This is a genomic window from Nonomuraea lactucae (assembly GCF_003313395.1).
Classification (GTDB): Bacteria; Actinomycetota; Actinomycetes; order Streptosporangiales; family Streptosporangiaceae; genus Nonomuraea; species Nonomuraea lactucae.
In genome coordinates, this window is sequence record NZ_QNFZ01000270.1 from 1 (window position 1) to 18138 (window position 18138).

An 18138-nucleotide genomic window follows, 5' to 3' on the forward strand; every position below is an offset into this window, starting at 1 on the left:
CCGCGGTGCCGCTCCCCGCCGGCGCCCACGTCCGCGTGAGCGGCGCCGGGCTCGGCCGCGTGGAGGTGACGACGCGATGAGCGACACGACCGGCCGGGCGAGCGGCCACGTGGCGAGCGGCGCGCTGGTCGTCCCGGGAAAGGCCAGGCCGCGGGGCAGGTTCCCGCACGCCAGGCGGGCAGGAGACTTCGTGTTCGTCTCGGGCACCAGCTCGCGCAGACCTGACGGATCCATCGCCGGGGCGAGCGCCGACGCCATGGGCACCACCAGCCTGGACATCCGGGCGCAGACGAGGTCTGTCATCGAGAACGTCCGCGACATCCTCGCGGCCGTCGGCGGCGACCTGTCCGACGTGGTCAACGTGACGACCTACCTGGTCAGCATGAACGACTTCGGCGTCTACAACGAGGTCTACGGGGAGTACTTCGACGAGAGCGGCCCCGCCCGCACCACCGTCGCGGTGCACCAGCTTCCGCACCCGCACCTGCTCATCGAGGTCTCGTGCGTCGCCCACATCCCGCAGAGGAGCCCAGCATGATCCCGCCGTTCAATCTCCACCAGTGGATCGAAGAGCACCATGACCTGCTCAGGCCGCCCGTCGGCAACGTGCAGATCTGGAAGGACGCCGACCTCATGATCACCATCGTGGGCGGCCCCAACCAGCGCACCGACTTCCATGACGATCCGATCGAGGAGTTCTTCTACCAGCTCAAGGGCGACATGGTGCTGCGCGTGATGGAGGAGGAGGGCAAGCCTCCGATCGACGTGCGGATCAAGGAGGGCGACGTCTTCCTGCTGCCGCCGCACGTCAGGCACTCACCGCAGCGGCCCGTGCCCGGCTCGATCGGCATGGTCGTGGAGTACGCCCGCCCGAAGGGCGAGCTGGACGCCTTCGAGTGGTACTGCGTGAGCTGTCACAGGCTCGTACACCGGGCCGAGCTACAGCTCGAGTCGATCGTCGACGACCTGCCTCCGGTCTTCGAGGCGTTCTACCACGGTGACCGCGCCTGCCCCCACTGCGGGGCCACGCACCCGGGCCGGGTATGGCCCGAGCAGCTGCGCCCGGTGATCCGGTGACGGTGATCGACGTGCACGCCCACGTCTTCCCGCGCATCTCGAGGAAGGAGGGCCGGATCCTCGCCGGGGCGGGCGAGCCCTGGCTGCGCGACGGCATGATGATGAGCGGCGAGGAGGACTACCGCCCGGTCACCCCGGAGCTGTGGGACGCGGGGGCGCGCCTGGAGGCGATGGACCGTTCAGGGGTGGACGTGCAGGCGGTCTCCTCCACGCCGCTGCTGTTCGGGTACGCGGCGGACGCGGGCCGTGCGGCCGACTGGTGCGAGATGGTCAACGACCGCATCCTCGCCATCTGCGCGCAGGCCCCCGACCGCCTGCTGCCGCTGTGCCAGGTTCCGTTGCAGGACCTCGAACTGGCCGCGACCGCGGTCAGCAAGGCGAAGGCCGCCGGCCACCTGGGAGTGCACATCGGCAACCACGTGGGCCCGCGCAACCTGGACGACCCGGAGATCATCGAGTTCCTCGCCCACTGCGCGCACGAGGACATGCCGGTGCTCGTGCACCCCTGGGACATGCTCGCCTCCGACCGGATGCGCGGCTACATGCTGCCGTGGCTGGTCGGCATGGCCGCGGAGACCCAGCTCGGCATCCTGTCACTGATGCTGTCCGGCTCCTTCGAGAGGCTGCCCGAGTCCTTGCGCCTCTGCTTCTGCCACGGAGGCGGCGCCCTGGCCTTCCTCCTGGGCCGCGCGGACAACGCCTGGCGCAACCGCGACATCGTCAGGAAGGACTCGCCCAGGCCGCCCTCCGCCTACACCGACCGCTTCCACGTCGACTCGGCGGTGTTCGACTCGCGGGCGCTACGCCTGCTCGTCGAGGTGATGGGCGTGGAGCGGGTCATGCTCGGCACGGACTTCCCGTTCCCGCTGGGCGAGCGGGAGCCCGGCGCGGTCGTCCGCGGCTGCCCGGAACTCGGGGAGGCCGACAGGGCCGCCATCCTCGGCGGCAACGCGGCACGGTTCCTGGGGCTGGTGGACACATGACGCTCGCGCGCACGGCCCTGGGGACGCTGCGCGGCGTCCGCTCTCCCGGGCTCCGCACGTTCAAGGGGGTGCGGTACGCGGCCCCCGCCCGCCGGTTCGCCGCCCCCTCCCCCGCCGTCCCATGGGAGGGGATCGCGGACGCGGTCACCCCGGGCGCTCCGGCTCCGCAGCGGCCTGGACGGATGTCATGGGTCCCCGGACTCGGGCTCGACCCCGCGGCGGGGCGCGAGGACTGCCTGTACCTCAACATCTGGACTCCGTCGTGCGAGGAACGGCTGCCGGTGCTGGTCTTCGTGCACGGTGGCGCGTTCGTGTCCGGCTCCGGCGCGCAGCGCATGTACGACGGCGGCGCGCCGGCGCGCGATCACGGGCTCGTGGTCGTGACCGCGAACTACCGGCCCGGCCTGTTCGGACTGTGGTACGGCGACGGCGTACCGGCCAATCTCGCCCTGCGCGACCACATCGCCGCACTGGAGTGGGTGCGCGACCACATCTCGGCGCTCGGCGCGGATCCGGCCGAGGCCACGGCGGCGGACCTGCTGTCCGCGGAGGACACGACCGGACGAACCGTACCGCCGGTGGGCGGGCTCCTCCCGTTCGCGCCCGTCGCGGACGGCACGAGCGTGGTAGGCGTGGGCCGGCTCGGTGCGGGCGCCACGAGCGCGGCAGGCGTGGACGCCCCAGCCGCTCGCGGGAGCTTCCGGCGCCACGCGGAGGAGATCGTCCGCGCGCACCGGGGCCCCGCGCGGCACCTCGTCTGCGCTCACCGCTCCCCCATGAGCCACGGCGGGATCGCGCTCGGCGCCTGCCATCTCGTGGACGTGCCCCTCTACTTCGGCACCCACGGGAGCCGTCTGACCGGCTCGGGACCCGAGGTGACAGAGCTGGCGCACTCGATGACCAAGGAGTTCGCCCGGTTCTGCCGCGGCGACCGGACACCGGAATGAGCCGCGCAATGAGCAGAGCCAAGGTCGCGATCATCGGATCGGGCAACATCGGCACCGACCTGATGTTCAAGGTGATCAGGACGTCGCGGTCGCTTGAGGTCGCGGCGATGGCCGGCATCGATCCCCGGTCCGACGGGCTGGCCAGGGCCAGGCGGCTGGGCGTCGCGACGACGAGCGAGGGCGTCGAAGGGCTGATCGGGATGCCCGGCTTCGACGACGTGTCCGTGGTCCTGGACGCCACCTCGGCCCGGGTGCACTGCCACAACGAGGCGGCGCTCCGCCCGTACGGGAAGCGGCTGGTCGACCTGACGCCCGCCGCGATCGGCCCCTACGTCGTGCCCGCCGTCAACCTCGACCTGCACCTGGCCGCCGGGGACGTGGCCAACGTGAACATGGTGACCTGCGGCGGGCAGGCCACCGTGCCCATCGTCGCCGCCGTGTCACGGCTGGCACCCGTGAGGTACGCCGAGATCGTCGCCTCGATCGCCTCGAAGTCGGCAGGCCCGGGAACCCGGGCCAACATCGACGAGTTCACCGAGACCACGGCACGCGCCCTGGAGGTCGTCGGCGGCGCGCGGCGCGGCAAGGCCGTCATCGTGCTCAACCCCGCCGAACCACCGCTGATCATGCGCGACACCGTGTACTGCCTGGTCGAGGAGTGCGACCAGGGCGCCGTCGCCGCGTCGGTGAAGGAGATGGTGGCGGAGGTGAGCGCCTACGTGCCCGGCTACCGGCTCAAGCAGGAGGTGCAGTTCCGCCCCGTCACGAGCGGTGACCCGCTCGCCGACCTGGGCGGCGAGGGCCTGCTCGTCTCGGTGTTCCTCGAGGTCGAGGGCGCCGCCCACTACCTGCCCGCGTACGCCGGAAACCTGGACATCATGACGTCGGCGGCCCTGCGGGTCGCGGAGAGGATGGCCTCCCGATGAAGCTCTACGTCCAGGACGTGACCCTCCGGGACGGCATGCACGCGATCGGGCACCGCTACACCGCCGGCCAGGTCGCGGAGATCGCCGGAGCGCTCGACCGGGCGGGCGTGGCGGCGGTCGAGATCGCGCACGGCGACGGCCTGGCGGGCGGCAGCGTCAACTACGGTCCCGGCGCGTGCCCGGACGAGGAGTGGATCGAGGCGGCGGCCTCGGCCATGTCCGGCGCGGTGCTGACGACGCTGCTGCTGCCCGGCATCGGCACCATCGCGGACCTGCGCGCCGCCCACGCTCTGGGGGTCCGCTCGGTGCGGGTGGCGACACACTGCACGGAGGCCGACATCGCCGCCCAGCACATCGGCGTGGCCCGCGAGCTCGGCATGGACGTCGCGGGCTTCCTCATGATGTCGCACATGACGCCTCCGGCCGAGCTGGCGCGTCAGGCGAAGCTGATGGAGTCGTACGGGGCGCACTGCGTGTACGTCACCGACTCCGGCGGGCGACTCACCATGGACGGGATGCGCGACCGGGTCCGCGCCTACCGCGACGTCCTGCGGCCGGGCACCGAGATCGGCGTGCACGCCCACCACAACCTCGGGCTGGCCGTCGCCAACTCGGTGGTCGCCGTCGAGAACGGCGTGACGCGCGTGGACGCCTCCCTGGCCGGGATGGGCGCCGGGGCGGGCAACTGCCCGCTGGAGGCGTTCGTCGCCGTGGCCGACCTGATGGGCTGGGACCACGGCTGCGACCTGTTCGCGCTGATGGACGCGGCCGACGACCTGGTCCGCCCGCTGCAGAGCCGTCCCGTCCGGGTCGATCGGGAAACGCTCACCCTCGGCTACGCGGGGGTCTACTCGAGCTTCCTGCTCCATGCCGAGCGCGCGGCCCGGCGCCATGGCATCGACGTACGGACCATCCTGCTGGAGCTCGGCCGCCGCCAGATGGTCGGCGGCCAGGAGGACATGATCGTCGACGTGGCCCTGGACCTCGCCGCCCGAGGCGGAACCCGCACCGAGTGATCGCCCCAGCGCCTGACGGGGCGATCACGGTCTGTTCGAGGGGGTTGGCTACCAGGCCGGCGTGCTCGATGAACTGCCGCTTCCACTTGCCGATCGACTGTTCCGAGACCCTGGCGCGGCGGGCGGCCACCGTCATTTCGCCGGGCAAGATGCTCAGCACGATCCGGACCTTCTCATCGGTCGGGATCGCAGGGGGTTGGGGCATCACGGACTCCTTGATCAGAGGAAAAGCATGGACCTCTGCCAGAAATCATGACGCGGAACAAACCGGCTCACTCTTCTATCCAGAGGTACTTTTCCATGACGTCGGCCTTGTCGCTGTCCATGCTGATCTTTCCATTATTCCAGGCCGTCACAACCTGGCCGTCTCCCCGTCTTATCATCGAAGCGCCTTGAGGGTAACCCTGTACAGGAAGGGTCACCAGCTTCCAGTGCTGCCCCTTGTCACCCTTGTCGCATTTAGAGATGTAAACCGTGTTGTGGTTGGGATGGCTGTCCAAGCACCAATCCGTTTCGGCCATACTCTTCACCATAGATCCGACGATTCGCCACTCCGCGTCCGGTTGGCCGCAGTCCCCCGGGTAAACCTTTTGGGCGCGGTATCCGGCGGCCAGGCATTTTCCAGTCTGGGCGTTGCGCCACGTGTGGAATGAAGTGTCCGCATGCGCCGACGCCGCATGAACGTTCGCTGCGAACGTGATGGCCAGTGCGCCGAGTCCTGTGGCGATGCCGATTCTTCTCACGTGAGTTCCTTTCCGTAGACATGTCATGCACTTGCCGGAGTCTTTGACGTCCATGGCCGCTGCCGCCGCCCCGACTCGCAAACGCGTGCCGGGCCGGGCACGGCAAGGGGCGTCGCTCATGTGGCGCGAGCGATCGCGATCGTGCCTTCCAGGCGCTGGCCCGCCTCGTAGAACATGTACTGCACGCCGCCGTCGCTGCCGAACGAGGGAGCAGCGCTGCGCCCGTAGTCGGGATGGCCGTCGAGCGGGACGTGAAAGGCGCCCAGGTGGGTGCGGCGGCTGAAATCTCCGCCGATCTCCATGATGCGCATGCCGCCGTTGTTGGTATGGAACACGACGTACGCGCTGCCGCTACGTTTGAGCAGGTGAGGTCCGGAGACGTTTCTTGCTCCGACTTCAGCGGCGCGCACGAGCGGCCTTCGAGCGAAGGTCCAGGTGCGGCCGTCAGCGGACCAGCCCCAGCCGATGGAGCGATGATCGGTGGTGTCGTTGGCCATGAACAGCATCACATAGTGCGCGTCGCGGTCGGGTAAGTCGTGTTCGAAAACGCGGGCGTAGGAGGCCTCGGTGGTGCCATCCGGCAGCATCTTCGCGTCCAGCACGACCCGGTCGTACACGAAGGTGATGCCGTCCTTCGAGCGTGCCAGGCGCGTCGTGGTGTTCTCTCCGTGAAAATAGAGCCACATTTCCTTGGCCCGGCTGTTCCACACTACGTGCGGAGAGGACACATGGGTGACCGAGTAGTGCGGTGACCACACCCGCTTCACGATCGGGTTGTTCGGATACTCGGTGAAAGGACCCTCCAAAGAGTCGGCGTATGCGAGGCAGATGCCTCCGGGAGCGTCGTGGGGCGCGTAGTAGAGATAGAAGCGGCCCAGCGAGTTCGCCACTCGCCCTTCTGTTCCGCGGATGCACGGAAAGATCAGTTCTCCGGTGGGGTTGTATTTCAGCGTGCGTTTGTCGAGCGCGTCCCGCACGTAGCGGTAGGTGGGAAACCCGGCCGGCCCCATGGCGGCCCGGGCGACGCCCGAACCGGTGCCGGCGACCGCGAGACCCGCGCCCAACCCCGCGCCCAGGTGCAGGATGGAGCGACGCGACAAGGACGAGGGTTCATTCGCTTCGATTCTCCGGGGTGCGGTCATCCGCAGTCGGTCCGTCCCAGGTTTTGACCATTCTCCACTACCTCCACGTACGGCGGGGCCGGAGCGACCCAGTCGTCGTCCGGGTCGGTCATCAGGGCATCCAGATATGACGGTGGCGGTTGGATGTGTTGCTGTGCCACGCCCCAGTGCCGCTCGCCGTAGTTGTAGGGGCTGACACCGTCCTCTGGGGGGACTTGTTGGTCAGCGTGTTGAAGGGGTGCGATTCCATAGGCATACCGGGGCGGCGTCGCGGCGTCGCGACGCTCTCCGCCCGCCAGCCAGGTATTCGTGCCGGGCACCTGACGGGCCACGTTTCGCCCTAGGGCCCGTCGGGGCCACTTCCATTTCGTCCACCGCTTGCACGCCCGTTTGGCGCGCTCCCAAATGCTGTCCAGGCCGGCCTGATCGGACGTCGATGCGGCTACCGTGGTCACGACGGCGCTCGGCGCGGAGGCGGATGGGGGCCCGCCGGCGTTGGCGGCCGAGGACGGTGCGATGGCGGTGCCGAACACCACTGCCGCGCCCAGCGTGGCGATGACTCTTCGCGGATTCATGGAAATCCCTTCTTCGATGGGAATTGATGACGGGTACGGCCGCCATCCCGCCGCCAGCCGGAAATCACGAGTTTGCAGTCGCCCGACTTACCAGCAGCGGAGGAAGGGGTTGGGGACGAAATCCCAGGATTGCTTGCGATGCAGGTTCTCGAGCCCTGCCACCATACTGGTGGAGAGGTCGTTCCAGAAGGTGAGGCGGCTGTTGGGCGCAAGCACGTTGCTCAACTTGTCGCAGTCGTACCACCACACCTGGCCGGGGTCAGTTTCGGTGCAGGGCGACAGGTACGGATGCTTATTGTGGGAGTCCAGACACGTCCCCATACCCACGTTCCTGATCATTACTCTGTCTTTCTGCTTCGCGGCGCGGATCTGCCAGTTCCCGTAGTCCTGGTCGGTGCATCTATCGATGATCACCGGATAATGTGTGACCGCGTTCAGGCACAGATTCCTGCCATCACCCACTTTAATGCGCAGCTTGGTCGGATTCCAATCGTCCAGTGACAGGGAGGACGCGGAAGCGGCCTCTGATTTCTCTCCCGCGAGTTCGGCCTGGTCGCCAGCCGCAGCGCTGCCGGTCTGCGGCCAGGCCGTCGTTAAGACAGCGCCCAGAACGAGGGCGGCCACAGCGCTGGCGAATGGTCGGCAACTCAGATTCTTCATGGATGCTCCAGGAGTCGTACATCCAGTGGATACGCAGAGTCATTGCACGATGTTCCATGGCAGCGCCATGAGTCACTCAGGAAGAGTGCCAGAACGAACGCTCACCCGACAGCTCATTCAGTTGCCATTTTCTTCTCACCTGGCGTGTTTCAGGTTTCCGGGAGTTCGTCCATGCCCATCCTTTTGCGGTCATGTACTTCTCGGCATCTGCGAGAAGGCCAAGGGCCGCCGAGGAACTATCCCCACCGCTATGAGAAAGGTGGGGTGCTGGGGCCGGCGGGCCACCGCCCGGTGCGCAAGCGGCCCGAGTTCGGAGCGTGGATGACCAGTTGGTCGCGGCGATGCGGCAGGCGATCGGTGAGGCCGTGGATGCCTCCACTCGCACGGGCACGTTCCTTTACGTTCGTCGAGCGCGACGAACAGCAGGCCGGCTCAGTGTGCTCAGGCGATGTGGATGGCGCTGGCCGGGCAGCAGCGCAGGTCGAACAGGGCACGCAGCGGCGCCACCTCTCATCTGCTGAGACATGCCGCACCGCGAAGCATCGTGGCTCTACCTGGATTGGTTCAGCTCGTGCAGGCACTCGGGACACGCTCGGGGAGTTGTGGGGGCGAACGGCATGGACCGTCCCAGGATCGGCAGGGGGCGGACCGGCTCCCCGCACAGACCCTCGGTCGAGTTGGCTGGTACGGCATGGTGTACGACATCGCGCCCAGCTCCAGACATCCCGAGCGCCGGTGCCCGTCTGCTTGCCGCCGCTGCGCAATGCTGTAGAAGATTTCCAGGTCATCCCAATGGACGGACCAGCGTCGTACGCCATCGGGCGACTCGTTGGTCTCACCGACGAGTTCGATCAAGGCCAGAGTGAACCGCCCCGACTTTGGTGGAGACCAGGCAATGCCCGGCCCGGCAGCAGGCAGACGCCCACCACGTTGCTGCACGCCACGATCAGCCCGGGCGCCCGCCTGACGCTGCCGTGGCAAGGACTTCAACGCCCTCGCCCACGCCCTGGCGGGCAGCGGCACGGCCAGGGCCGAGAGGAGGCCGTTCGGCAGCGGCCGGCTGGTGGTCTTCGACGGCTTCGGCAACCGTCCGGGGCTGGCCACGGCGGGCGAGCATCACGATCTCCGCCAAGGACACGCTGGAAGTGATCGTCCTGGGGGGAGCCGAGCGGCGAGCCGGTGGCCCACTACGGGCCGTTCGTCATGAACACGTGGGCCGAGCTGGTGCAGACGTTCGAGGACTTCCGGGCGGGCAGGCTCGGCACCATCCCGGCCGGACACGCGTGTCGACGCCCCGGCAGGCCGTTCCCACCGCCCGCACTTGCTCTCAGCTGCCCGAGCGAGGCGCGGTGGCGGGCGGCCCGTCAGGCGCCGGAGAGGTGAGAGCGGCCCGTCAGGCGCTGGAGAGCGGGAGGGCGGCGGCCGTCTGGCGCCAGATGCGACCGTCCTTGACGACCAGGGTGCCGAACGTGGTGACGCGGTTGCCCGCGACCGTCATGCGGGCGTTGTAGAAGACGACGTCGTCCACCGTCTGGAGCGACGTGATCTCCTCGACCTCCGGCTCGGCGGCCAGGTAGGCCGTGAAGAGATCCCTGATCTCGGCGGGGCCCCTGGCGACCCGGTCGAAGCCGATGACCGTGGCCTCGTCGTGATACTGGGCCAGCAGCGCCTCCAGGTCCCGGTCGGCGATCGCGGCCAGCTGTCGATCGAACAGGTCGGCGGTCATGACTCTCCTTGGGTAGGCGGGCGGCGCAGGTCGTACGCCACCTGCGCCGCGCCGAACACGAGTACGGCGGGAAGCGCCGCCGCGGCGGGAAGCGGGGAGACGACCAGCGTGAGCGCGGCGGCGGCCAGGCGCACCATGCCCGATCGCTGGTCGTGCGAGGTCAGGTGCTGCGTGCCGAGCACGGCGAACACGATCGCGGCGGGGATGCCGATCGCCCAGCCGGAGGACGACGGGTGGGCGATGGCGTGCTCGACGCCGACCCCGAACGCCACCAGCCCGAGCGAGAGCGGCAGGTGCGAGTAGACCCAGACCTGGCCTGCCAGCCGCGTGCGCAGGACCACCGACTCGTCGATGTGGCCGAAGTACAGCCACCAGAAGGCCATGGCGGTCGCGATGCCCGCCAGCGCGATCATGAGGGTGGCCGGGGTGACCGCGTGCCCCTTCAAGCCGATCACCACGGCGGCGACCACCTCGCCCAGCACGATCACCACGAACAGGCCGAACCGCTCGGGGAGGTGCTCCCCCTGCGGCGGCAGCGCACTCTGGTGACGCCGGGCCAGGAACGGTGTGGCCAGGTCGATCACCATCGCCAGGGCCCACAGAGCGTAGCGCTGAGGTGGTTCGACGGCGAGGGAGCCCAGCCAGAGGAGCAACGCCAGGGTGAAGCCGGTGGCGTATCGAACGGTGAGCGAGCGGGCTTCGGGTACGTGCCGTCCGGCGCGCAGATACGCCACGACCAGCACCGCACGGACTGCCACGTACGACAGCGCGAACAGCGCGGAACGCTCGCCGATCTCGCCCACGCTCGCCGCCATCACGGCCACGGCCAGGATCTGCGGCAGCGCGAGGAGCCGGTGGCTGACGTCGTCGGTGTCGAACCGGTTGGCGTAGAACACGTACCCGGCCCAAGCCCACCAGACCGGCACGAACAACCCGGCGAACATCAGCACCCGGCCGAGGTCGGCCCCTTCCGCCAGCACGCCCGCCAACTCGGCCACGGCCACCACGAACACCAGGTCGTAGACCAGCTCCAGCCAGGTGGCCCGGCGCTGCACGTCCTCGAACAGCCGCAATCGAGGCGGCTGCCACTGACGACTACTCACACTCACGCGGACCCCCAGGAGCCGATGTAATCATGTAAGTATGCCGTGCGGGCCGCCCCAATCGCATCCCGTCCCGATCCCCCCTCTCGCACAGAGCTGCGCCCATTTCTCGCGCCCTTCCTCTTACGACCGGTCAACGTCTTTCCTGCGCCTTCCTGGTACGGCCGGCCAACGTCACCCCACCCGCCGCACAAGCGGGCCCCAGTCCAGGGACACGCTCCTCCGGCGTGCGTGGCCGGTCACCGTTACGCGCGCCTTCTGGGCCGTTCGAGGGCTTTTCGGCACCCCGGGCGAGTCCGTCTCGGGCGAGAGCGAGGACCTGACACAAGGACCCAGCACGAGGACCTGGCACGAGGACCTGGCACGAGGACCTGGCACGAGGAGCCAGCACGAGGACCCGGCGCCACGACGGGCGCCACGACCGAGCAAGCACGACGGCCGGGCCACGACGGCCGGGCACGCCGGCGGTGACGTCAGGGCGAGGCCGAGTGCGACCCCGGGGCGGGCGAAGGCGCAGGCAGGCCATGGGCCCCGTCCTCGGAGGCGGACCCCTTGGCGTGGATCGGCGCCCCCGCCCTCGGAGACGGGCCCCTTTCGGCGTGGATCGGGACTCCCGCCCTCGGAGGCGAGCTCATGGGCGTGGGATCGGGGCCCGTGTCCTTGGAGACGGGCCCTGGGCGTGGGTCGGGACCCCGGCCCCCGGAGGCGAGCCCCTCGGCCTGGGATCGGGACCCGCCCTCGGAGGCGGGCACTCGGTGTGGATCGGCGTGCCCTTCCAGGTGAGAGGGGCGCGTGAGGTGGGGTGAGGCAGGCGAGAGGGGGCCTGCCTCACGTCAAGGTGGGACGGCGTGGCGGCACCGGGGCCGCGCCGGGTGGACCGGCGCTCTGCACCCCCCGCCACGCACAACGGACCGGTGCTCTGCACCCCCCGCCACGCACCACGGAGCGGCGCTCTGCACCACCCGCCACACGCAACGGACCGGCGTTCGCGCCGCTCGCCGCCCCCAGGGGAGCGGCCTTCGCGATACCCGCCGTAGTGGAGGTCCGAGCGCTGGGGCCCCGCCAGTGGCAAGGTGTGCCCTCGGCAGGTGAGCCCTCGGCCCATGTCGGGGCGGAGCCAGGATGATGGCGCTGGAGAGCGGTGGGAGGGTCAGGTGAGGGTGAGGCAGGCGACGCGGTCGCCCGCCATTCCCGCCTTCGCCGGGGCGGTCTTGGTGCGCTGGGCGTGGATGACCAGGGAGCGGGGCAGGCTGTCGCCCGTGAGGAGCCAGGGGTTGCGGGCCGCCGTGCTGGCCGCGCCGGTGCCGTCGGTGGTGAAGTCGAGCCAGATCTCGTTCTTCGCGGTGGCCTTGCCGGCCCGGTGCTGGTAGTGGGGGCCCGCGTCGTCGGGCTTGGCGCCGCAGGGCATGGTGTGGAGGTGGGCGCCGTAGGTGCGCTGGGACAGGAAGCCCTCGACCACGAGGGACGAGCGGGTCTTGCCCGACTCGCTCTCGGACTCGACGAGGATGCTGGCCCTGGCCCCCTCGGGGACGAGCTTGCGGTTGTAGACGATGGCCTGCGTGGCGTCGGGGGCGAAGTCGCCGCTGGCCGACAGCGCGGTGTTGGGCGAGGCGGCCGGGCTGTTGGACGCCGCGCCGGAGGACGGCGTGGTGCCCGCCGACGGAGTGCCGGCGGTCTGGGCGCAGCCGGCCGTGAGCAGGGCGAGCAGGAGCGCGGGCACGCGCATGAGAACCCCCAGGGTGGTGACAGCCGCGAGCGAGTCAGGGCGGGCCCGCGGAAGGGCACCACTCTAGCGGGTAATCGCCTGGCTACGCACCGTGTTTCGCGGCGATGTCGTCGATCGCCGCCGCCAGCCGGAAGTCCATCTCCGTCAGGCCGCCCTTGTCGTGCGTCATGAGCGCGATGCGCAGCTTGCGCCACCGGATGTCGATGTCGGGATGGTGGTTGAGCTCCTCGGACCTGACCGCGATCTCGTCGACGATCCGGATGGCGGTGGGAAAGTCGGGCGCGGCCACCGTGCGCCGGATCTCGTCGCCCTCGCGGCGCCATCCGGGCAGCTCACCGAGCCTCTTGTCGATGTCCTTTGGGTCCAGAAGGTCCATGAGGCCCACGTTACTTGAGCGCCCCCGCCCCGAGCCCGGACTGTATCTGCCGCTGGAAGACGATGTAGACGACGAGCACCGGCAGGATCGCCATGCTGACGGCGGCGAAGAGGCCGGGCCAGTCGGCCTCGTACCCGGCGAGCGTGGAGATGTTGGCGATGCCCTGGGTGATGACCCAGTCGTCCTGGTCGCGGGCGAGGAGCACCAGGGGAAGGAGGTACTGGTTCCACTGGCCCAGCACGTTGAAGATCGTGATGCTGATGAGGCCCGGCCTGGCCATGGGCAGCATGATCTGGAAGAACGTGCGGGTGTGCGAGGCGCCGTCGATCCTGGCCGCCTCGGCGACGGTCTCGGGCAGCGTTCTGAAGAACGCCGCCAGGAAGAAGATCGTGAAGGGCAGCGAGTACGCGATGTAGACGAGGACGATGCCCACGTGCGTGTACAGCAGCCCGAGCCGCTTGACCACGAAGAACAGCGGCCCCAGCGCCAGGAAGACCGGAAAGGCCATACCTGCCACAAAGAAGTAATAAATCGCCCTATTTCCGAAGAAGCGATACCGCGCCAGCACGTACGCCGCCATCGAGCCGAACAGCATCGTCCCAAGCGTGCTGAAGAGCACGACGATGACGGTGTTGAGCATGTACTGCCCGATGTGGGCCTTGCCCCACGCCCGCCCCCACGAGCCGAACCTCAGCTCCGCCGGCAGTTGCAGCGCGTCCCCGAAGATCTCCGTGTTGTTCTTGAACGACGCCAGGAACGTCCAGAGCAGCGGCAGGACGATCAGCAGCGCCCACACGAGCAGCGCCACGTGCGACAGGGCGCCCAGCACGTTCGGCCGCGACTTGAGCGGGCGCGGAAGAAGCGGGCGCGGAAGAAGCGGGCGCGGAGGAAGTGGGCCTGGAGGAAATGGGCCCGGAGGAAATGGACGCGGAGGTGAGGCGGTCATCAGAGCTCGATCCTCTCCCGCCGCGTGGTGCGCAACGTCAGCACCGCGAACGTCACGGTGAGGAAGAACAGCGCCACGCCCATCGCCGACGCGTAGCCCACCTTGGAGTAGGAGAAGGCGGTCTTCCAGATCTCCACCGGCAGCACGGTCGTGGCCCCGTCGGGCTCGCCCTTGTCCCCGGCGAGCACCTGGATCAGCGCGAACCCGTCGAAGGCCGCGATGCCCAGGTAGACCCAGCCCACCTGGACGGTGTCGCGCAGCAGCGGCAGCGTGATGGAGAAGAACAGCCGGAACCGGCCGGCCCCGTCGAGCGCCGCCGCCTCGAAGTAGTCCTTGGGGATGGCCGCCATCCCGGCCGAGAACAGCACCACGAAGAAGCCGACCGCCTGCCAGACCATCACCGCCATGATCGACCAGAGCGCGAGGTCCGGCTCGATCAGCCAGCCGACCGGGTCCAGCCCGAGCTTGACCAGCACGCCGTTGACCACGCCGCTCTCGTCCGGCCGGTAGACGGCCTTGAACAGCACCCCGACGACGGCCACGGCGAGCACCTGCGGGAAGAAGAACACGACGCGGTAGAACGTCGAACCCCACACTCCCCGCATCCCGGCGCCGCGCGAGCCGCCGCCCAGGTTCAGCAGGAACGAGAAGAACAGCGCGATGACGATCGTCGCCAGCGGCAGCACGAGCAGGAGGATGCCGTGGTTGCGCAGCGCCCGCCAGAAGACCTCGTCCTCGAACAGTCCCCCGAAGTTGTCCAGCCCGACGTAGTTCAGCCTCGACGAGATCCCGTTCCAGTCCGTCAGCGAGATCTGGAACGCCTGTACGTACGGGCTGATCACGAAGACCGAGTAGAGGGCGACGGGAACGACGAGGAACCCGGCGATGAAGCCGTACTTGCGCAACCGCTCCATCGGCTACTGGCTCCGGGTCTGCTTGGGGACGGAGGTGTCCTTCTTGATCTTGTCGGCGCGGGCCTGCATCCTGGCGCAGAACTCGTCGGGCGTGATGCGGCCGGCCATGACGACGTTGATCTGCTCGGTGCCGTAGTCGAACAACTGCTTGTACCAGCCCTCGAACCGGGCGTCCGTGATGATGTTCTGGCCGGCGGCGTCCTGGGCCCTGGCGGCGCTCTTCAGGGCGGGGGTCAGGGCGAGGCCCTCGGCGGCGCCGTTGACCACGGTGAGGTTCAGGGTCTTCTCGGTGAAGCCCCTGGCGCCCTCCTTCGAGAGCATGATCCGGAGGTATTCCAGCCCGCCCTGCGGGTTCTTGCCCTTGGCGGAGACGAAGAAGTTCTCGCCCACCCCGACCTGGATGGCCCCGTACGGCATCGCGTCGGCGGCGGTGAGGTCGGGGATGGGGGCGATGGCGTACTCGAAGCCGGCGGGCTTGTCCTTGGCCATCTCGTTCTCGATCCAGGACCCGACCGGGTAGAACAGCAGCTTGTTCTGCAGGTGCTTGACCTGGGTCTGGGTGTGGTCGAGGCCGAAGTACGACTTGTCGCTGTATTTCGCCTGGATATGCACCCAGGCGGCGACCGCCTGCTTCACCGCCGCGACGTTCCAGGCGTTGTCGACCAGGTTGTCGATGTCGATGATCACCTGGTTGCCGCCGATCTTCGCGGCCGTGTAGAGCGCGTTCCAGAGCTGGTAGTACGGCCCCTTCTGCCCCGGGTAGGCGAACAGGTGGATGCCCTCCGCCTTCGCCGTCTCGCCCAGCGCCGTGAACTCGGCCCACGTCTTGGGCGGCGTCCAGCCCTTGTCGGCGAACAGCCGGGCGTTGTACCAGAGCCCGCGGTGGGAGACCGTGTAATTGAGGACGAGGTCCTTGCCGTCGATCTTGGCGTTGTCGATGACGGCCGGAGTCACGGTGTCGCGCACCTTCTTCGCGGGGTCGTCGACCGACGGGGCGTCGAACAGCGCCGTGAGGTCGGCCAGGTGCCCCTGCGCGGCCAGCGCCACGAGGTCGAGCCCTTCGGGACCGGAGTTGTTGACCACGTCGGGCACGTCGCCGCTGACGAAGAGCGGCCGCAACTGGGTGCCGATCTGCTGGGTCGCGTTGTGCTCGACGGTGACGCCGGGGAACGCCTTCTTGTAGAGCTCCTCGTGCAGTTCCCTGGCGTACGCGTCGCCGTACCCGCCGCTGAAGATGGTCACCTTCAGCGGCTTCTTGGCGTCGACCCCGAACGGGTTCTTGGGGCTCGTGGCTGCGCCCGAGGAGGCCGTGGGCGTGGCGGGCTCATCGCTCCCGCCGGTGGCGCACGCGCTCAGCAGGCCCGCCCCGGGCCCCGCGACCAGCGCGGTCATGCCGATGCGGTGGAGCAGCTGTCGCCTGGTGATCTCTCCGGGGTGACTCATGGGGGGCTCCTGAGAGGCGAATTAGGAAAGTTTCCTAAACGTTTGCCCGAAAGCTTCGCCAGCTCCCGGACCCCCGTCAAGCTCCGCGAACAAGACGTGACCTGGACGTGACGCCCTGCCCTCACGCCGCCTGTTCGGGCAGGTGAACGAGGGCGTCGCCGACCCGCCACGCGCGGAACCGGCGGCCCGCCACGCGGAGAAACATGGAGAAAACAGGGTGACGACAGCATCGCGGACTCGGGCACGGACGGCAAGGGATCAGCCGGCGGGAGTCTCGTCAGCCGAAGTGGGCGCGGGTCTCGGCGAAGGCCCGGTCGGTGCCGTCGAGGGCGCGCGCCACGTCCTCCTCCGTATGCGCCGCCGACATGAACCAGTTGTGCCACGGGTGGATGTAGACCCCGTGCCGCAGGCAGGCGTCGCTCCAGTGGAGAGCCGTCGAGAGGTCCGCGTCGCCGTCGAAGCTCAGCCAGGGGATCGTCACCGGGCCGGTCTGGTTCACCGTGAAGCCGTGCGCCTTGGCCTGCGCGTACAGCCCCTCGCGCAGCAGCGTCCCGGCGCGCTCCATGGCGGCGATGCCGTCGGTGTCGCGCAGCGTCTCTATCGTCGCCTTGGCCGCCGCCATGGCCACGGCCGAGAACCAGAACGAGCCGGTCGAGTAGAGCGACTGTGCCGCCCCGCGCAGCGCTTCGGCGCCGGTGACGGCGGCGATGGCGTAGCCGTTGGCCATGGCCTTGGACCAGGCGGTCAGGTCGGGCCGCACCCCGTACGGCTCCCACGAGCCGCGCAGGTCGATCCGGAAGCCGGCCCGCACGTCGTCGATCACCAGCGCCGCCCCGATCCGGTCGGCCAGCGCCCGCGCGCCCCGCGCGAAGGCGGGCTCCGCCAGTTCCTGGTCCTCGAACGAGTCGTGCTTGAACGGCGTCACGATGATCGCCGCCACGTCGCCCTCCACGGTCGCCGCGGCGGCCTCCAGCGACTCCAGCGAGTTGTAGGCGAACTCCACCAGGTCGGCCCGCTCGTTCGGGGTGGTGCCGGCGGGCGACGGCGTGCACCACGGGTCGGCCCCGTGGTAGGCGCCGTGCGCCATCAGCACCTTGGTCCGCCCGGTCGCGGCCCTGGCCACCATGAGCGCCTGGGTGGTCGCGTCGGTGCCGTTCTTGGAGAACATCGCCCAGTCCGCGCTGGGCACCGTGTCCACGAGCAGTTCGGCCAGCTCGACCATGACGGGGCCGGGCCCGTTCAGGCAGTCGCCGAGGGCGAGCTGCCGCGCGGCGGCCTCCTCGACGGCCGGGTGCCGGTGCCCGAGCACGACCGGCCCCCAGCTGCACATGAAGTCGATGTACTCGCGCCCGTCGGCGTCCCACTGTCGACAGCCCTCGCCGCGCTGGAAGAACTGCGGGTATCCGGGGGCGAAGATGGCGGCGTTGAGATGCCCGTACATCCCGCCGGGCACCACCTTGAGCGCCCGCTCGCGAAGCTCGGCGTCTGTCATCGGTCAGTCCTTCACTTTCGTGTCGTCGTGTCTCAGGCGTCGGTGAGCAGGGCGAGCGTTGACTCCAGGTCCGTGATGCCCGCGTCGGAGCCGAGCCCGGTGGCCACCCGGGCGGCGGCGGCGGTGCCCCACCGGGCGGCGGTCGGCACGTCCCGCCCGTGCAGCAGGCCCGTGAGGAACCCGGCGCAGTAGGCGTCCCCGCAGCCCGTCGTGTCGGAGACCTCGGTCTTGAGTGCCGGCACGTGCTCGATGCCGGCTCCGGTGGCGACCAGGCTGCCCTCGGCGCCCAGCGTGACGAGCACGCCGCGCGGCCCGGCGGCGAGCAGTTCCCCCGCCGCGGCCCGCACGTCACTCGTGGTCGGCC

General features: G+C 69.3%; 19 protein-coding genes and 1 pseudogene. 7 read left to right on the plus strand and 13 right to left on the minus strand.

Annotated features, from left to right (window positions below):
• The first annotated feature begins 76 nt into the window (after positions 1–76).
• The 6 genes from DQW85_RS17830 to dmpG are packed head-to-tail and all read left to right on the plus strand — an operon-like array spanning position 77 to position 4949.
• Entirely contained in the window at positions 77–538 is a 462-nt protein-coding gene (locus DQW85_RS17830) for a RidA family protein (protein WP_113701429.1), read from the plus strand.
• Positions 535–1077: a 3-hydroxyanthranilate 3,4-dioxygenase gene (locus DQW85_RS17835; protein WP_113701430.1), complete on the plus strand. Its 543-nt coding sequence runs from the start codon at positions 535–537 to the stop codon at positions 1075–1077. The genes DQW85_RS17830 and DQW85_RS17835 overlap by 4 nt, the downstream gene beginning before the upstream one ends.
• Positions 1074–2060, plus strand: a complete 987-nt coding sequence (locus tag DQW85_RS17840; protein WP_113701431.1) for an amidohydrolase family protein — start codon at positions 1074–1076, stop codon at positions 2058–2060. The genes DQW85_RS17835 and DQW85_RS17840 overlap by 4 nt, the downstream gene beginning before the upstream one ends.
• Positions 2057–3007, plus strand: a complete 951-nt coding sequence (locus DQW85_RS17845; RefSeq protein WP_113701432.1) for a carboxylesterase family protein — start codon at positions 2057–2059, stop codon at positions 3005–3007. Before DQW85_RS17840 ends, DQW85_RS17845 begins: the two co-directional genes overlap by 4 nt.
• Positions 3008–3015: 8 nt before the next feature.
• Positions 3016–3933, plus strand: coding sequence for an acetaldehyde dehydrogenase (acetylating) (locus DQW85_RS17850; RefSeq protein WP_113701433.1), 918 nt, complete (start codon positions 3016–3018; stop codon positions 3931–3933).
• Positions 3930–4949: a 4-hydroxy-2-oxovalerate aldolase gene (dmpG, locus tag DQW85_RS17855; RefSeq protein ID WP_113701434.1), complete on the plus strand. Its 1020-nt coding sequence runs from the start codon at positions 3930–3932 to the stop codon at positions 4947–4949. Before DQW85_RS17850 ends, dmpG begins: the two co-directional genes overlap by 4 nt.
• 272 nt (positions 4950–5221) lie before the next feature.
• Here the strand turns inward: dmpG and DQW85_RS17865 are convergent, their stop codons facing one another.
• The 4 genes from DQW85_RS17865 to DQW85_RS44570 all read right to left on the minus strand — a co-directional run bounded on the left by DQW85_RS17865 (position 5222) and on the right by DQW85_RS44570 (position 8048).
• Positions 5222–5692 carry a ricin-type beta-trefoil lectin domain protein gene (locus DQW85_RS17865; RefSeq protein ID WP_162795077.1) on the minus strand — a complete coding sequence of 157 codons (471 nt, stop codon included), beginning with the start codon at positions 5690–5692 and terminating at the stop codon, positions 5222–5224.
• A 116-nt stretch (positions 5693–5808) separates the two neighbouring features.
• The gene (locus tag DQW85_RS46900) at positions 5809–6834 is read right to left on the minus strand and encodes a glycoside hydrolase family protein (protein ID WP_113701436.1); all 1026 of its coding nucleotides are present in this window, start codon (positions 6832–6834) and stop codon (positions 5809–5811) included.
• The gene (locus DQW85_RS44565) at positions 6831–7388 is read right to left on the minus strand and encodes a hypothetical protein (protein WP_162795078.1); all 558 of its coding nucleotides are present in this window, start codon (positions 7386–7388) and stop codon (positions 6831–6833) included. The genes DQW85_RS46900 and DQW85_RS44565 overlap by 4 nt, the downstream gene beginning before the upstream one ends.
• Positions 7389–7475: 87 nt before the next feature.
• Entirely contained in the window at positions 7476–8048 is a 573-nt protein-coding gene (locus DQW85_RS44570) for a ricin-type beta-trefoil lectin domain protein (protein ID WP_162795079.1), read from the minus strand.
• Positions 8049–9218: 1170 nt separating this feature from the next.
• On the opposite strand from DQW85_RS44570, the pseudogene DQW85_RS45915 reads away from it, so the two are divergent.
• Positions 9219–9431: pseudogene (locus DQW85_RS45915) on the plus strand (pirin-like C-terminal cupin domain-containing protein); the annotation flags it as partial.
• Positions 9432–9441: 10 nt separating this feature from the next.
• On the opposite strand, the gene DQW85_RS17885 reads toward DQW85_RS45915, so the two are convergent.
• The 9 genes from DQW85_RS17885 to DQW85_RS17925 form a co-directional block, all read right to left on the minus strand.
• Complete coding sequence (locus tag DQW85_RS17885; protein ID WP_113701438.1) at positions 9442–9774, minus strand: nuclear transport factor 2 family protein; 333 nt, start codon at positions 9772–9774, stop codon at positions 9442–9444.
• Positions 9771–10877: a low temperature requirement protein A gene (locus DQW85_RS17890; RefSeq protein WP_162795080.1), complete on the minus strand. Its 1107-nt coding sequence runs from the start codon at positions 10875–10877 to the stop codon at positions 9771–9773. Before DQW85_RS17890 ends, DQW85_RS17885 begins: the two co-directional genes overlap by 4 nt.
• A gap of 1150 nt (positions 10878–12027) precedes the next feature.
• The gene (locus tag DQW85_RS17895) at positions 12028–12603 is read right to left on the minus strand and encodes a superoxide dismutase family protein (RefSeq protein WP_113701440.1); all 576 of its coding nucleotides are present in this window, start codon (positions 12601–12603) and stop codon (positions 12028–12030) included.
• Positions 12604–12685: 82 nt separating this feature from the next.
• Positions 12686–12979 (minus strand): 4a-hydroxytetrahydrobiopterin dehydratase, encoded by a 294-nt coding sequence (locus DQW85_RS17900; protein ID WP_113701441.1) that lies wholly within the window; start codon positions 12977–12979, stop codon positions 12686–12688.
• A 10-nt stretch (positions 12980–12989) separates the two neighbouring features.
• Positions 12990–13808, minus strand: a complete 819-nt coding sequence (locus tag DQW85_RS17905) for a carbohydrate ABC transporter permease (protein ID WP_240197247.1) — start codon at positions 13806–13808, stop codon at positions 12990–12992.
• Between the two features lie 116 nt (positions 13809–13924).
• Complete coding sequence (locus DQW85_RS17910) at positions 13925–14839, minus strand: carbohydrate ABC transporter permease (RefSeq protein WP_113701443.1); 915 nt, start codon at positions 14837–14839, stop codon at positions 13925–13927.
• 3 nt (positions 14840–14842) lie between these two features.
• Complete coding sequence (gene ngcE, locus DQW85_RS17915) at positions 14843–16282, minus strand: N-acetylglucosamine/diacetylchitobiose ABC transporter substrate-binding protein (RefSeq protein ID WP_113701444.1); 1440 nt, start codon at positions 16280–16282, stop codon at positions 14843–14845.
• Positions 16283–16559: 277 nt separating this feature from the next.
• The gene (locus DQW85_RS17920; protein ID WP_113701445.1) at positions 16560–17774 is read right to left on the minus strand and encodes an aminotransferase class III-fold pyridoxal phosphate-dependent enzyme; all 1215 of its coding nucleotides are present in this window, start codon (positions 17772–17774) and stop codon (positions 16560–16562) included.
• Between the two features lie 32 nt (positions 17775–17806).
• Positions 17807–18138 (minus strand): carbohydrate kinase family protein (locus tag DQW85_RS17925; protein WP_240197248.1); only part of this gene is annotated, 332 nt, incomplete at its 5' end.